Source organism: Qipengyuania qiaonensis, assembly GCF_019711515.1.
GTDB classification, from domain to species: Bacteria; Pseudomonadota; Alphaproteobacteria; order Sphingomonadales; family Sphingomonadaceae; genus Qipengyuania; species Qipengyuania qiaonensis.
Map to the genome: position 1 here is coordinate 60,232 of NZ_JAIGNO010000009.1, position 15,497 is coordinate 75,728.

At 62.1% G+C, this 15,497-nt stretch carries 14 protein-coding genes and 1 tRNA gene; 10 read left to right on the forward strand and 5 right to left on the reverse strand.

Features of this window, described 5'->3' with window-relative positions:
* The first annotated feature begins 60 nt into the window (after positions 1-60).
* The 5 genes from K3174_RS13075 to K3174_RS13095 all read left to right on the forward strand — a co-directional run bounded on the left by K3174_RS13075 (position 61) and on the right by K3174_RS13095 (position 7,430).
* Positions 61-2,385 (forward strand): TonB-dependent receptor, encoded by a 2,325-nt coding sequence (locus tag K3174_RS13075; RefSeq protein WP_221559263.1) that lies wholly within the window; start codon positions 61-63, stop codon positions 2,383-2,385.
* Between the two features lie 80 nt (positions 2,386-2,465).
* On the forward strand, positions 2,466-3,491 hold the full coding sequence (locus tag K3174_RS13080; RefSeq protein ID WP_221559348.1) for an N-acetyltransferase DgcN family protein: 1,026 nt from the start codon (positions 2,466-2,468) through the stop codon (positions 3,489-3,491).
* Complete coding sequence (locus tag K3174_RS13085; RefSeq protein ID WP_221559265.1) at positions 3,488-4,606, forward strand: YkvI family membrane protein; 1,119 nt, start codon at positions 3,488-3,490, stop codon at positions 4,604-4,606. The genes K3174_RS13080 and K3174_RS13085 overlap by 4 nt, the downstream gene beginning before the upstream one ends.
* Positions 4,603-6,198: a serine hydrolase gene (locus K3174_RS13090; protein ID WP_221559268.1), complete on the forward strand. Its 1,596-nt coding sequence runs from the start codon at positions 4,603-4,605 to the stop codon at positions 6,196-6,198. Before K3174_RS13085 ends, K3174_RS13090 begins: the two co-directional genes overlap by 4 nt.
* Complete coding sequence (locus tag K3174_RS13095; RefSeq protein WP_247712171.1) at positions 6,198-7,430, forward strand: dipeptidase; 1,233 nt, start codon at positions 6,198-6,200, stop codon at positions 7,428-7,430. The genes K3174_RS13090 and K3174_RS13095 overlap by 1 nt, the downstream gene beginning before the upstream one ends.
* Positions 7,431-7,967: 537 nt before the next feature.
* Here K3174_RS13095 and K3174_RS13100 read toward each other — a convergent pair.
* Positions 7,968-8,059, reverse strand: a tRNA-Ser gene (locus K3174_RS13100).
* 231 nt (positions 8,060-8,290) lie between these two features.
* On the opposite strand from K3174_RS13100, the gene K3174_RS13105 reads away from it, so the two are divergent.
* The 5 genes from K3174_RS13105 (at position 8,291) to K3174_RS13125 (ending at position 12,826) form a co-directional block, all read left to right on the forward strand.
* Positions 8,291-9,088: a DUF1134 domain-containing protein gene (locus K3174_RS13105; protein ID WP_221559271.1), complete on the forward strand. Its 798-nt coding sequence runs from the start codon at positions 8,291-8,293 to the stop codon at positions 9,086-9,088.
* Positions 9,089-9,196: 108 nt separating this feature from the next.
* The gene (locus tag K3174_RS13110; RefSeq protein ID WP_221559273.1) at positions 9,197-10,378 is read left to right on the forward strand and encodes an amino acid aminotransferase; all 1,182 of its coding nucleotides are present in this window, start codon (positions 9,197-9,199) and stop codon (positions 10,376-10,378) included.
* A 6-nt stretch (positions 10,379-10,384) separates the two neighbouring features.
* Positions 10,385-10,933 (forward strand): GNAT family N-acetyltransferase, encoded by a 549-nt coding sequence (locus K3174_RS13115; RefSeq protein ID WP_221559275.1) that lies wholly within the window; start codon positions 10,385-10,387, stop codon positions 10,931-10,933.
* A complete protein-coding gene (locus K3174_RS13120) occupies positions 10,930-12,180 on the forward strand; it encodes an SAM-dependent methyltransferase (protein WP_221559277.1) in 1,251 nt (416 codons plus the stop codon). Before K3174_RS13115 ends, K3174_RS13120 begins: the two co-directional genes overlap by 4 nt.
* Positions 12,181-12,313: 133 nt before the next feature.
* The gene (locus K3174_RS13125) at positions 12,314-12,826 is read left to right on the forward strand and encodes a ComEA family DNA-binding protein (RefSeq protein WP_221559279.1); all 513 of its coding nucleotides are present in this window, start codon (positions 12,314-12,316) and stop codon (positions 12,824-12,826) included.
* Here K3174_RS13125 and K3174_RS13130 read toward each other — a convergent pair.
* The 4 genes from K3174_RS13130 to K3174_RS13145 are packed head-to-tail and all read right to left on the reverse strand — an operon-like array spanning position 12,811 to position 15,465.
* Positions 12,811-13,398: a protein-methionine-sulfoxide reductase heme-binding subunit MsrQ gene (locus tag K3174_RS13130; protein WP_345719655.1), complete on the reverse strand. Its 588-nt coding sequence runs from the start codon at positions 13,396-13,398 to the stop codon at positions 12,811-12,813. The two genes, K3174_RS13125 and K3174_RS13130, sit on opposite strands and share 16 nt — an antisense overlap.
* Before the next feature lie 16 nt (positions 13,399-13,414).
* On the reverse strand, positions 13,415-14,032 hold the full coding sequence (locus tag K3174_RS13135; protein WP_221559283.1) for a riboflavin synthase: 618 nt from the start codon (positions 14,030-14,032) through the stop codon (positions 13,415-13,417).
* 19 nt (positions 14,033-14,051) lie between these two features.
* Positions 14,052-15,092, reverse strand: coding sequence for a bifunctional diaminohydroxyphosphoribosylaminopyrimidine deaminase/5-amino-6-(5-phosphoribosylamino)uracil reductase RibD (gene ribD / locus K3174_RS13140; protein WP_221559285.1), 1,041 nt, complete (start codon positions 15,090-15,092; stop codon positions 14,052-14,054).
* On the reverse strand, positions 15,010-15,465 hold the full coding sequence (locus K3174_RS13145) for a hypothetical protein (RefSeq protein WP_221559287.1): 456 nt from the start codon (positions 15,463-15,465) through the stop codon (positions 15,010-15,012). The genes ribD and K3174_RS13145 overlap by 83 nt, the downstream gene beginning before the upstream one ends.
* Positions 15,466-15,497: the final 32 nt, after the last annotated feature.

The following is a 15,497-nucleotide window of genomic DNA, read 5'->3' on the forward strand; positions in this document are numbered from 1 at the left end:
CCTATCGAGTCGAGTGGGATGAGATTTCGACAGGCCAAAGTGAGAAGGGGGATAGTGGATATGAGGAAAGCAACGATTTCGAGCCGCGCCATTCTCGTAAGCGGTGCCGCCCTGCTCGGCATGGCGATGCCAGCGGTTGCGTCGGCCCAGGTTACTGGCGACGACGACGTGGAGGAAAATAGCCTCGACGAGCGAAGCGGAGTCATCATCGTCACTGCGCAAAAGCGCACGCAGGCGCTTTCGGAAGTGCCCCAGTCGATCAGCGTCGTCGGTGGCGACACGCTGGATCGGCAGCAGGCGGACAGCTTTACCGACTACGTCGAACTCGTGCCCAGCCTCAGCCTCACACAGAGTACTCCGGGCGAAACCCGTGTGATACTTCGTGGTGTGAACACCGGCTCGGTCGGCTCCACGGTTGCCATCTATGTCGACGATACGCCGTTTGGCTCCAGCTCGAGCCTAGGAAACGCGGCCGTTCTGGCCGGGGACTTCGACACTTTCGATCTTGAGCGGGTGGAGGTCCTGCGCGGGCCGCAGGGTACGCTGTACGGGTCAAATGCACTGGGCGGGGTCATCCGTTTCGTGACTGCTGCGCCGAAGCTCGGCGAATTCGAGACCAGCGTACAAGCTGGTATCGACACGGTAGACGCGGGCGGGACGGGCTACCATGCAAACGGTGTGCTGAACGTGCCCCTCGGTAAGAACCTGGCAGTGCGGGCAAGCGGTTTCTATCGCAAGCGGGCAGGCTTCGTGGACGCAATCGGTCGCACGCCCGAGAAAGAGATCGACGAAGCAGAAATCTACGGCGGTCGTGTTTCCGCCCTTTTTGAGCCGACCCCGGACTTCTCTGTTCGCCTGACAGCACTTGCACAGAATATTCGTGCAGGCTCGCCAAGCTCTTTCGACGCCGACCCGGTCACGGCAGAGCCGATCGACATCGACCCTAACACCGGCAACCCGGTCGACGGTCTGGTTCGGACCGAGTTTTATGCCGAAAATAACGATGTCGACTATCGCCTCTACAACGGAACGCTTGAATACGATTTCGGACCGGTCTCGCTGACCTCGGTGACCAGCTTCGGTCAGCTCGACCAGCGGCAACGGAGCGACAACACTATCGGGTTCGGGCCGACCGTGACCTTTGTCTATCAGACTTTCGGCGGGCGTACCGACGATGTCGGCGTGTTTCTCGACGCGCCCCTGAAACAGGAGAAGTTCACGCAGGAGCTGCGCCTCTCCTCGGCCGACGGCCCGTTTGAATGGCAGATCGGCGGCTATTACACCGACGAGACCGTCAATATCGAACAGAGCCTCATTCCTTTCGTGCAGGACACCGGGGCGCTTTTCGATCCGACTGTCCTCGGCTTCGCGGACCTTCTCGTCCTCAATCTCGATTCCCGATATGAAGAGATCGCGGCCTTTGCGAATGTGAACATCGAGCTGAAACCGCGCTGGGAATTGGGCGGTGGCATCCGCTATTCCAAGAACGACCAGAGCGTAATCCAGACCGAGCGGGGCGCCTTCCAGCCGCTGCAAGGTCTTCCTTCGCCAAACATTAACGAAGGCAAATCGAACGAGGACGTGGTCACCTGGTCGGTCGATACCCGATACGAACTGAGCGACTTCAGCTCAGTCTATGCGCGCGTCGCCAAGGGGTATCGGCCGGGTGGCCCGAACGTCGTTCCGCCCGGAGCCGCGGCCGACTTTCCGATTCAATACGACGCGGACACGCTAGTCAGCTACGAGATCGGCTTCCGGGCGGAAACAGTAGATCGTGGCTTCGCGCTCGACGGTGCGGTCTATTATCTCGACTGGAACGACATCCTCATCTTCGGCGCATTCGACAGCGCGATCGGCCCGGTGGGTGCGAACGACAACGGCGGTGGCGCACGGGTCTACGGCGCGGAACTGACCGCGACGGTTCGGCCGGTCGACGGGCTCACCGTCATGTTCAACGGAGCCTATAATGATGCAAAACTGACCGACGACACGCCGCCGGTGACTGGCGGCCTCGACGGCGACCAACTGCCTTACACGCCAGAGCTAACCGCCACGATGAGCGTCGATTACGAATGGAACATCGGTGGAAGCGCGCTCGCCTTCGTCGGCGGCGATGTCCGGCTGGTGAGCGATCAGGCAGGCGCGTTCGACCAGACCTATCGCACCCTGTTCGGCCGCAGGCTGGAGATCGACGGCTACCAGAAGGTTGATTTGCGTGCCGGGGTGGCGTTCGACAATTTTAGCATCACTGCCTTTGCAAACAACCTCACCAACAGCCAGGGGCTGACCAGCTTCGGCGACCTCGGTAACCGGCCAGGCACATTGCTGGCCGCCTCGCCGATCCGCCCGCGGACCTTTGGCTTGACCGCCGCAGCCAGCTTCTGACGATGGATAGCAAAGGTGGTAAACTGGCGCTGGCGTCCGGTGCTATCGCGGCCAATACGCGCTCGAGTACGCAAGGGGAGATGACTGAAGAAGTTTGCGGACTTCGAACTCCCTATCTGCTCTTCATCGGGGATTGCACGGAGCCGGGCTATGCCAAAACCGCTTTCGGACTGCGGGACTGGGCAGGCGACAAATGCGTGGGCGAGTACGCCTTGCCGGGCGCGACCGTCTCAACCGGGCTGCCCCGAATGGACCCGGCAGAAGCGGCCGCGCGCGGCGCGAAATCAATGGTCATCGGTATCGCGAATTCCGGCGGGCGGATCGCCCCGCAATGGCTCCCGGCATTGGAAATGGCGCTGGCGGCGGGGCTGGACCTGGTAAGCGGCATGCACGCGAAGCTCGGAGATCTGCCAGGCTTGCGTGAGGCTGCCGAGATATCGCCCGGGCGCCTCATCGATGTCAGGCAGCCCCCGGCGGAATTACCGGTGGCCACGGGTCGCAAGCGCAGCGGAAAACGTCTTCTGACGGTCGGCACCGATTGTGCGCTGGGGAAGAAATATACCGCGCTTTCGATCGCCAAGTCTTTCGCCGCACGCGGGGTGGCGAGCGATTTTCGCGCCACGGGCCAGACCGGCATCCTGATTGCGGGCGCGGGCATCGCACTCGATTCGGTGGTCGCTGATTTCGCCGCCGGAGCAGCAGAGGTTCTCTCGCCCGACAATTTTGACGATCACTGGGACGTGATCGAAGGGCAGGGATCGCTCTATCATCCGGCCTATTCGGGTGTCGCGATGGCATTGCTGCACGGCAGCCAACCCGACGTGTTCGTCGTTTGCCACGATCCTTTGCGCACGCATGTGCTCGGGCACTCCGAGTTCCCTCTTCCCGATATCGAACAGGTTGTCGAACTCACGATTCAGCTGGGCCGCCGAACTAATCCGGCGATCCGTTGCGTCGGCGTATCGCTAAATACCTCGGCGCTCCGCTTAGATGAGGCAAACGATCTGCTCGCCCGGGAGGCCGTACGGCTGAGGATGCCCGTGGCCGATCCGATCCGCAGAGGCGATCTGTTCGACAGCCTTGTCGAGAACTGTCTCGCCCCATGAGCGAGGCGGCCGCCTCGAACGGCTTGTTTCGGCGGCTGATCCTGCCAGGCCTCGCGTTCAAGGCGGTGGTGATCGGCGGCGGCTACGCTACGGGACGCGAGATTGCGGAGTTCTTCATCGGCAGCGGCCCCCAGGGTGGGCTGCTGGGCCTGCTGCTCGCGATGGCGATCTGGAGCGTCGTGTGCGCCCTCACCTTCGAATTCGCCCGTCAGGTTCAGGCGACCGACTACCGCGCATTTTTCGCGAATCTTCTCGGTCCGGGCTGGATCATGTTCGAAATCGCCTATGTCCTGTTCATGATCCTGGTGATTGCGGTGATCGCGGCGGCGGCGGGCGAAATCTTCGCGGCACTCTTCTCAGGGCCGGGATGGATCGGCACGGCAATTCTCCTGACATTCGTCATCGTCGTGGTCAGTCTCGGCACCGCCGCAGCGGAGCGCATGTTCCGATATTCGTCCGCACTGATCTACGCGGTCTATGCGGTCTTCGTGGCGCTCGCGCTGTGGGCGTTCGGCGATCAGATCGGGGGTAAGCTGGCTGCCTCGACACCCGGCTCTGGCTGGATCGTGGGCGGGGTCACCTATGCCAGTTATAACGTGATCGGTGCGGTCCTCATCCTGCCATTCCTGCGGTACCACGGGACCCGTCGCGATGCATTGGTGTCGGGGCTGCTCGCAGGCCCGCTGGCGATGTTGCCCGCTCTGGGGTTCTACCTTAGCATGGTCGCCTTCGTGCCGGAGATTAGCGAAGTTGCATTGCCGTCGGACTATCTTCTTTCGCGCATCGGCCTGCCATGGTTCACCTTTGCATTCCAGGCGATGATTTTCGTCGCGTTGCTCGAAACCGGGGTCGGCATGGTCAATGCGCTAGGAGACCGGGCAATATCTGCAGCGCGCAGCCGTGGGATGATCATCCCGGCGGCCGCACGCTTGAGCTTCAGCGCCCTCATAGTCCTTGGAGCGGGCGTTCTAGCGACGAACCTCGGCTTCATCGATCTGATCGCCGGGGGCTACGGCGTGTTCGGCTGGATCATGCTCGCCCTATTCGTCGCGCCACTGCTGACGATCGGCACGTTCCGTATTTTTTCCAAACCTATGGAGATCGCCCCATCATGACCTGCATGAGACCGCTCCGCATTCTGCCCCTTGTCGTCGTCTGCTTCGGCCTTGTCGCCTCGCGCGCGGCATCCGCGCCGCCAGCGAACCTCAACGAGCGCGCCGACGTCCTGCTGGAGCGGTTCGAAGCGCCAGGACTCTCGATCGCCATCGTCGAGGACGGCGAGGTGACCTTTGCCGACGGCTTTGGCATCACCGATCTGGCAAACCCCGTCGCGGTCGGCCCCGATACCAATTTCGCGATCGGCTCAGTCACGAAGGCCTTCACTGCGACCGCGCTCGCGATCCTTGTCGACGAAGGGCGTATCGGTTGGGACCAGAAGGTCGTCGACATTATGCCCGAGTTCCGGATGAAGGACGCTTGGGTGACGCGCGAGATGACCGTGCGCGATTTGCTGGTCCACCGAAGCGGCCTTGGCCTTGGCGCGGGCGATTTGCTGTTCGTTCCACGCAGCGTCTTGACCCGCGCCGACGTGGTGGAGCGTCTGGGCGAAATCCCGCTCAAAACCAGTTTTCGCAGCAGCTACGCGTACGACAACATCCTCTACATGGTTGCGGGCCGACTGATCGAACGGGTGACCGGCGAAAGCTGGGAGAGATTCGTTACCGACCGCATTCTGCGGCCTGCGGGGATGACGCGCGCGACCGTGGAAAACGACATGCGCGGGCCCGGCAATTTGGTGGCCGATCCACACGCTCGGATAAATGGGCCGATCCGCGGGCTCGGCACGATGGAGCGGCTCGACGACAAGCTCGTCGTGGCGCAAGTCGCTGCACCAGCGGGCGGAATCGCTGCCAGCGCCAACGACATGGCTAAATGGATCGAACTTCAACTGGCGCTCGGCGACCTGCCCGGCGATGCCCGCCTGTTCAGCGAAGCGCAGGCACGCGAAATGTGGAATCCGGTCGTGCTCATGCCGACGCCGATATATGCCGGAGAGATTTCCGAGACCGCACCGCTATTCAACACCTATGCGCTTGGCTGGAACGTTCGCGATTATCGCGGCGAGCGGGTCATCATGCATGGCGGGGGGGTCTATGGTTCGATCACGCGTCTCGTCCTGCTGCCCGATCGCAATGTCGGGTTCTTCCTCGCCACCAATAGCGAGGAAGCAGGGTTGCTGACCGGGCTGCAGTTCGAACTACTCGACCATTATCTGGGCGTCGAAGGCAACGACTGGCCCGCGGCATTCGGCGATTTCATCGCAGCCTACTTCGGCAATGCGGCAGAGCAGATGGGCGCGCCGGGCAAGGAGCCTGACGATGTCGGCCCTTCGCTGCCGTTGGCAGGCTATGTTGGGAAATATGCCGATCCATGGTTTGGGACGATCGAATTGACCGCAGAGAATGGCGCTCTCACTGTTAGCTACCCGCATTGGGATGGGATTACCGCCCGGCTCGAACACTATCAGTACGATACCTTCATCACCCACTACAACGAGGACAGCCTTGAGCCAGCCTATGTCACCTTCGCCCTGGATGCCGAAGGGGCGGTGGAAAGAGTCACTATGAAGGCCGTCTCGCCGGTCGCCGATTTCAGCTGGGACTACCACGATCTTCTGTTTGAGCCCGTCGCTGCGGGCGGGCAATGATGGAGCAAACCACAATCCGGAAGGGCACGTCCAGAATCGTCAGAAGCATCGTCGTTGCGCTCGTTGTCACGACCCTTGCCGGCTGCGCTACAAGCCAGGGAAGCGACCCGCAGCCTTCGGCGGACGAGATTCACCGCGACCTCCTCGTGCTCGACGCCCACATGGATACCGCGATCAATTTCGGTCGCGAATGCTGGGACTTCTCCGAGGCGCATCCTTTGGAGAGCGAGATCGCGCAGGTCGATCTCGGCCGGATGGCGGCGGGAAATCTGGACGGCGGATTCTTCGTTATCTTCACGAGCCAGGGTCCGCTGACGGCCGAGGGGTACCGTGCCGCGCTGGAGCATGCGCGGCAACGCTCCGACACGATCGACCGCGAACTGGCGAAGTTTCCCGAGATGGTGGGCCTCGCCACGACCGCCGCTGAAGCGGAAGCGCTGAACGCGCAGGGCAAGCTGATCGCTTTCAAATCGATCGAAAATAGCTATCCGATCGGCGACGATCTTTCGCTGATGCGCGAATTCTACGAGGCCGGCGTGCGCATGGCGGGGCCGGTTCACGGAGGCACCAACCAACTGGCCGATTCGTCCACCGATGACGTGCGCTGGAACGGGCTGAGCCCGCTCGGCAAGGAATGGGTCGGCGAAATGAACCGGCTGGGCATCATCATTGATGCCAGCCACTCTTCCGACGCCGTGCTCGACCAGATGCTCGCGCTGTCGAAAGCGCCGATCATCCTGTCGCATTCCTCGCCGCGCTCGGCCTACGACCATCCTAGGAATATCGACGACAATCGCATTCGCGCGATCGCCGCGAAAGGCGGTGCCGTCTGCATGTCGTCGATCTTCCTGAGCGAACTCGATTTGTCCGGCGAACGAGGGGAGCTTTTCGACCGGTACGACAGCATCGCTCAGATGTCGCCCGCCGAGCAGCGCGAACTCAGCCGCAGGTGGCGCGCTCTCGACGCGACTCAGCCGCTGTGGGGCTCAAGCTTCGATCAATATGTCGAGGCGCTGCTGCACCTGATCGACGTAGCGGGGGTCGATCACGTCTGCTTCGGAACCGATTGGGATGGCGGCGGCGGGATCGACGGCCTGATGGACATCACCGACCTCCCCGCAGTCACCGCCCGACTGATCGATGCCGGCTATTCCCGTGAGGATATAGCGAAAATGACCAGCGGCAACGTTCTTAGGATCCTGCGCGCCGTCGAGGCCATGCGGGAGCGCTAAATGGTCGCTATATATGCCCGATGGAAAACAAGTCGGCACCACTGAAAAAATGCATCACTGAACCAAGGTTATTGAAGTGCTGGCATAGTTTTAAGCCTCTGATGGTGATGTCGGCCTTCAGGAGAATAAAAGCGGGATGGGCGGAGATAGGAGCGCATTCTTACCATCTGCGCCAGTCAAACTGAACGAACGGCCGCTTTCGAACGAAAGTCGCATCTACTTGAACGGCTAAGACAAGGGCGCAAATTTGCCACTTTTCCCGGCGAGCCAATACTCCAGCGAGGCGTCATTCTCTTCCTCTTCGTCAATCTCCGGCGTACGGTAGCCCGCCAAAATCGGAGAGTTTGTAAGCCTTATCGCGAGGCTTGGTTGCCAATGGCTGCGTCTTTCAGCATGCCCCCAGATGCTTCGGCGAGTGCCCCCAAAGTACCCCACGCTTGTCCGGATGGGGCCGGAAGCGGTCGGACGGTACGCTGAGAAAGAACTGAGGAATTACAAATACGTTTGGACGCATTCGAATTTTGCCGGACGAGTAAATGGCGGAGACGGAGGGATTCGAACCCTCGATACCCGTTACCAGGTATGGCTCCTTAGCAGGGAGCTGGTTTCAGCCACTCACCCACGTCTCCGCATGTCGCAGCGTTGGCGATGCCGACTGCGAGGGGCGCGCTATAGCCACGGCCCCGCATGCCATCAAGGGGAGTTTTGCGCAGGGATGCCAAGAACATCCCGGCCCTTGTGACGACTCGACTCGCCGCATTTTCGATTCGGTTCATCGCCGTTTCATTGCCGGCACGCTCAAAGAGGATTCTTCTCGTGCCGCAACTGTCTGCGTACGGGCCGCCGACACGGAGGGATCGATGATCAAATTCGCACAGAAACTGCCACGCTTCGGCCTGGTATTCGCCGCTTTCGGCATGGCGGCCGGCCCGCTTGCAGCGCAGGTCGAGACGATCGATCCGAACACCGCGATCGATGGCGACTTGGCCGAACAGCCGGGTGACCAGCCGATATATCCTGAATATCAGGAGCCGGATGACGCGACCACTTATACGACCGAACCGGATACCAGCGCGCCGGTCGATGCTTATCCCGAACAACCGCAATGGTCCGAGAAACAAGCTGAAGAGGCGGCCAGCGATGCCGTGAGCAGCGCCGGGGTCGATGATCCCGGCACGACCTACCGCGAAGACGATCTGATCGGCGCGGCCGAAGGCGTCTTCGGCAAGGGCGCCAAGGGCGTGGCTGACATGATCAAGAATCTGCTCGCCAAGCAGGGCGAGCCCAACGCCTACATCGTCGGACGCGAAGCGGGCGGTGCCTTCATCGTCGGTGCGCGCTACGGGTCCGGCACGCTTTACCACAAGGTCGAGGGCGAACGTCCGGTTTACTGGACCGGCCCTTCGGTCGGCTTCGATGCGGGGGCGAATGCCGGCAGCACATTCGTGCTGGTCTACAACCTCTACGATTCGGAAGAGCTGTATGAACGCTATCCCGCCGGCGAGGGGCAGGCATATGTCATCGGCGGGCTGACGGCGAGCTACATGCGCAAAGGCGACGTAGTGCTGATCCCTATACGTATGGGCGCAGGGTTGCGGCTGGGTGTCAACGCAGGGTATATGAAGTTTTCGAAGAAGCAGCGCTGGTTGCCCTTCTGATACCGGACAAGGAGCCCTTCGGGTCGCCCAACGATAATTCCTGAAGAGCTCCGGGGCCGCAACGGGATTTCCTGTTGCGGCCCTTTCCATATCCGGCAATGAGACCGCATGCTTGACCAACTCGAAGCCCAGGCCCCCGACGCGCTCCTCGCGCTCATCAAGATGTACGCGCAGGACCCGCGCGATGATAAGATCGACCTTGGTGTGGGTGTCTATCGCACCAATGACGGCGCGACGCCGGTCTTCCGCTCGATCAAGGCGGCCGAACAACGCCTGGTCGATACGCAGGATTCGAAAAGCTATCTCGGGCCGGAAGGTGACACCGGTTTCGTCGATGCCATGAAACCCTATCTCTTCGGCGATGATGCCGGCATACGCGGGCGGCTGGAAGGCATGCAGACACCTGGGGGCACCGGGGCGGTCCGCCTTGCGGTCGCATTGGCCAAGGCGGCTGGGGTGACGCGGGTTCATCTCGGCGTGCCGAGTTGGCCCAATCACGCGCAGATCCTGCGGGATGTGGGTGTGGAGACGGTCACGTTTCGACACGCGAGGGCGAATGGCACCGCCGATACGGATGCACTGCTCGAAACCATCGCCAATGCGCGCGAAACCGATGCAATTCTGCTGCACGGCTGCTGCCACAACCCCACCGGCATCGACTACACCGCAGATGACTGGGGCCGGATCGCCAAGGCCCTTGCAGACAAGGGCATCCTGCCGATCCTCGATGTCGCCTATCACGGGCTGGGGCAGGGCCTCGAAGAGGACGTTGCGGGCGTGCGCACGGTGCTGGTCAAGGTGCCGGAAGCGCTCGTCGCCTATAGCTGCGACAAGAACTTCGGTCTCTATCGTGACCGTGTAGGCGCGTTCTACATGGTCGCGCGGAGTTCTTCCGGCCTTCCCGCCATCGTGTCCAACGCCAATGCGCTGGCGCGCGCCAACTGGTCCATGCCGCCCGATCACGGCGGCGCGGCGGTTCGCACGGTCCTATGCGACGAAGGCCTCACCACCCAATGGCTCGAAGAGCTGGACGAGATGCGCGCGCGCATGCGCCGGGTTCGCGAACGGCTGGCTGCGGCGGACAACGAGGCACCTGGGCTGAACCTTGCTATGCTGGGCGAACAGAACGGCCTTTTCGCGATGCTGCCCCTGTCGAAGGACCAGATCGTCAAACTGCGCGAGGACCACGGCATTTACATGGCCGGTTCGGGCCGGATCAACGTGGCCGGCCTGCATGCCGGCAATACCGACCAGTTCATCGCCGCGCTGGCCGACGTCACGAGGCAATGAGTTGCCATGGATCGCCAGCCGACACTCGAGACCGCTCGGCTGGTCATCGGTCCGCTCGTCGAGGCCGATCGTGAAGCGCTCTATGCGATTGCGAGCGATCCCGCAGTGTGGGAACAGCATCCCATGCACGATCGCTGGCGCCGCGGGGTTTTCGACGCTTTCTTCGATCAGGGACTGGCGAGTGGCGGTGGACTGACAATAGCAGACAAGGCGAGCGGAACGATTCTCGGCTCTTCCCGCTACGACCGTTTCGATCCAGAAGAGGGCGGGGTGGTTGAGATCGGCTGGACCTTCCTCGCGCCCTGCTATTGGGGCAAGGGCATCAATCCCGAGATGAAGCGCGCCATGCTCGCCCATGCTTTCGAGACCGTGGCGTTGGTCGAATTCCGCGTGGGCGACACCAATTACCGCTCGCGCAATGCGCTGGAGGCCATCGGCGCCGTGCGCTCCGACCGCTACGAACTGGAAAAATATCAGGGCAAGCGCGTGGTGCATCTCATCTACGAGATTACGCGAGAGGCATTCGGGCGGCTTTCGTCGGTGGACTCGGAATGAGCAAACGGCTGCTCAAGCGTTTTCTCGGCGGCGTGATCCAACGCGGCAAGCTGGGTATCGCCTTCGCCGATGGCGAGGTCGTGGAACTGGGAAGCGTCCAACAGGGCTTTCCCGATGTAGCTCTGCGCTTCACGGACAAGAAGGTCCCGCGCGATATTCTGCTCGATCCACGCCTTGGCGCTGCGGAAGCCTATATGGACGGGCGTCTGCGGCTAACGCACGGCAACATCATGGACCTGGTGCAGCTTCTGCGTTCGAATTCACCCTGGGAACGTGGTGGCCGGCTGCGTGCGCAGAGCCTGTTCAAGCGCCTGCGCAACCGGGCTGCCTTCGCCGCGGAGTCCGTCAACAACCGGGTCGGTTCGAAACGCAACGTCGCGCATCACTACGATATCGGCAACGACCTTTATCGGCTGATGCTCGATCCAGGGCATATGCAGTATAGCTGCGCCTATTGGGACGATGGCGTCGAGACGCTGGGTCAGGCCCAGGAAGCGAAGCTTGCCCATATCGCCGCCAAGCTGGCGCTATCCGATGGCCAGCATGTCCTTGACATCGGCTGCGGCTGGGGTGGAATGGCGATCTACCTTGCGCATCATTTCGGCGTTCGCGTGCTCGGCATTACCCTGTCCGGAGAGCAGCTTGCGCTGGCCCGGCACCGGGCCGAGGCGGCGGGGGTGAGCGACCGGGTCAGTTTCGAGCTCGTCGATTATCGCGATCTGGCCGACCGGGGGACAAGATTCGACCGGATAGTTTCGGTCGGGATGTTCGAGCATGTGGGGCGTCCGCAGTTCGAAACCTTCTTTCGTGCCGCGGCCAATCTGCTCGAAGATGACGGCGTCATGCTCGTGCACACTATCGGCCGCCTGGGTGGGCCGGGCATCACCGATGCCTTTACCCGCAAATACATCTTCCCAGGCGGCTACATCCCGGCACTGTCGGAAACTCTTGCGGCGAGCGAAAAGTGTCGCCTGATCCACACCGATATCGAAACGCTGCGGCTGCATTACGCCAAGACGTTGCGTGCCTGGTACGCGAACTGCGAAGCCAATCGCGAGACGATCGTCAACCTCTATGACGAGCGCTTCTACCGCATGTGGACGTTTTACCTCGCCGGTGCGACGGCTGCTTTCGAATGGGGCGGAATGGTCAATTACCAGATCCAGTTCGTGCGCGACCGCCGGAGCCTTCCGCTGACACGCGGGTATATGGGCGCAGGCGAGCAAAAGCTGCTGCAGGAGCCATAGGTCCCCATTCGTCATTCCGGATGGCACAGATTGGCTTGGCGATCGGCCATTGTGTTGCGCACTCCGCCAAAGCCCTTCCAATCCTGCCTCACCCTGCTAATGCGAACACTTATCAAAAAGAGGATATCCGTTCATGCGTAGAATGATACTTGCCGCCACCCTGTCGAGTGCCGTGCTCGTCCTTGCAGCTTGCTCGGGCGGCGCCGAGGAGGCCGCGGAAAAGCCCGACATGGTGGAGGCCAGCGATGCCGCAGCCGAGGACACTGCTGCCGAGGCGTCGACGGTGCTCGACGCCAATACAGCGACGGCCGAACAGCTCGCCGGCGCGGAAGGCGTCACTCCCGAGCTTGCCGAGGCGATCGTTGCCGGCCAGCCTTATGCCAGCGTCACCGATCTCAACGCCAAGCTCGTGGAAACGCTAAGTGACGAAGAAGCGGCGAATGTTCTGGTGAATGTGTTCGTTCCGGTGAACCTCAATACCGGCACCGAAGAAGAAATCCGCCTGATCCCGGGCATGACCGACAAGATGGTCCACGAGTTCGAGGAATACCGCCCCTATGCGGACATAAGCGTGTTCGATCGCGAAATCGGCAAGTATGTCGACGAAGCCGAAGTCGCACGCTTCAGGAGCTACGTCACTCTCTGACGCCGTTGCAGTGCAATCCTGACGATCTCGACCGCGGCCAGTATCCCTACATGGACCCAGGCCGTGGTCGGATCGAAGGCCGACCAGACCCAGTGCAGGAAAGTCAGGATGGCGGCGGGATAGACCAGCCGATGCAGCCGTTTCCATGATCGCTTGAGCCAGCGCACCGAAGCGTCGTTGGAAGTGATGGCCAATGGCAGGAACAGGGCGAGGGCGATCCAGCCGACCAGGACATAGGGCGTGGAAAGCTCCGCAAGCACAAGGTCGGGCGATCCCTTCCTGACGAGATAGATAATTGTGTGGCCCAGCGCATAGGCGAAGCTGGCAACCCCGATATCGCGACGGCGACGCATCAGCCAGATCACCCAGGCCTGTTTGCGAAACATCAGCCGAAGCGGGGTCACTGCCAGCGTGGCCATGAGCAACCATACGGCCCAGTCGCCGCTTTCCCCGATCGCGTGGCCATAGCCGTAGAGATCGGGCGTGGCGATCCAGCGCCAGGCAATCCAGAACCCCGGCAAGGCGAGGACCAGCCACAGGAGCGGGCGGGAGTTCGCAGCTGCTCTCAACACGTGGACGCCGGTGTTCTCAGACCGCGAGGCTCTGCATTCGCCTGAGGTATCGCGCCAACACGTCGATCTCGAGATTGACCGCATCGCCTTCGGACAGATCGCCCAGCGTCGTCACCTCGCCGGTGTGGGGGATGATGTTGAGCGCGAAACGGACATCGCCGCTTTCCTCGTCCTCGACATCGTTGACGGTCAGTGACACGCCATCGACAGTGATCGAGCCCTTCTCCGCCACGTAAGGCGCGATATCTTCGTCGGCGAGAATTTCCAGCCGGGTCGACCCGCCGAAATCCTCGGCGAGGGCCACCCGGCCGACCGCATCCACATGACCTGTAACGAGATGGCCGCCAAGTTCGTCGCCCAGCCGCAATGCAGGTTCGAGATTGAGGCGGCGATCCGCACGCCATTGGTCCTGCGCGGTGCGGCTGACCGTTTCGCCGGACACATCGACCGCAAACCAGGCATCGCCTTCCCTGCCGCCTTTCTCGACCACGGTCAGACACACGCCCGAACAGGATATCGACGCGCCGATATCGATCCCTGCCGGGTCCCATGGGCAGCCGATGACGACACGTATGTCGCCCTTGTCCTCGATAGTCTTGACGGTGCCGATGGCGGTGACGATCCCGGTGAACATGTGTGCTCCTGGCTACCCTCTATTTCTGGCGCAGGCGGCTGTAGGCTTCGAAGCTGTCGCTGCCAAGCTGGCGGCGTTCGGCCAGCGTCCAGTGGCCATGCGCTTCGGCAAGGCTCTCCAGCCCCAGATCGCCGACTGCGCTGCGCCCGCCGCCGATGACTATGGGGGCGCGATAGAGTTCCAGACGATCGACCAGATCGGCCTCGAGGAAGCTGGCCGCGATATTCGCGCCCGCCTCGACATAGAGATATAGCGCGTCGAGCTGGCAGATCTGGTCAGGCGAGTTGATGACTTTGACTCCATCGGGTGCAACCCCGCGGGTGAGTACCACGCGCTGCGGGTCGCGGCCCTCGAGCCCGGGAAGGCGCACGTCGAGCTTGGGCTTATCCGCCCGCCAGGTGCCGCCGCCTACCAGTATCGCATCGGCAAGGGCACGGCGCGAATGGACGTGCGCGCGCGCAACCGGGCCCGTCATCCACTGGCTTTCGCCATTCGCCATCGCAATGCAGCCGTCGAGCGATATGGCTAGCTTCATCGTGACATGCGGGCGCTGATGCCGTGCGCGGGCGAGATATCCCGCAAGGCTCGTTTCGGCTGTGGTGGAAAGCAGGAGATCTGCCGTGATCCCGGCTTGGCGAAGCCTCGCAAGACCGTCGCCGGCGGTACGCGGATCGGGGTCCTCGACGCCCGCTACCACTCGGCTGACACCAGCCTCGATCAGTAGGTCGCTGCAGGCGGGGCCGCGTCGGGACCGGTGCGCGCAAGGTTCGAGAGTCACGTAAGCCGTTGCGCCAAACGCCTGCTCTCCCGCCTGTTGCAGCGCGGCAGCCTCTGCATGAGGCCGGCCTCCCGGGGCGGTCCAACCGCGGCCGACGACCGCAGCGTCCTTTACGAGGATGCATCCCACGCCCGGATTGGGGTAGCTCTCCGGCCGGGCGCGACTGGCAAGCCGTGCCGCCGCGTCGAGCCAGCGCGAGTCACTCGCCGCTGTCGTCAACCGTTGTGCCTGCCGGATAAAGTTCGCGGCGGCGCGCTTCGGCAGCGGCTTCTTCGCGCGCATTCTCGATCTGTGCTTCCCGCTCCATCTCGTCGACATCGAGCCCGGTTGCGCGTCCGAGGGTCTTGTACGCCTCCACTTTCTGCTCGCGCAGTTCGGCGAGTTCTGCCTCGCGGGCCTCCTTGCGCTTTTGGTTCTCGATATTCGTCTGGCGGATTTCCTCGTCGCTCCGGCCTTCGGCAAAGGTTGAAATGAAGGTCACCTTCGGCGCGTCGGGCGGGCGGAAGTGCGATTCCTGCGCCAGCATTGCGATGGCAACCAGCGGTATGAGGATCGAAATCGTCAGAAAGGTCCAGCGATAGGGCCGCGGTTCGCGGATGTAGTCCCACAAATCCGCGAAGCCGGCCTTGGCATTGAAGCGTGTCTTGAGGCGCATGGGCTACAGGATAGGGTTTTTCGATGAACCGC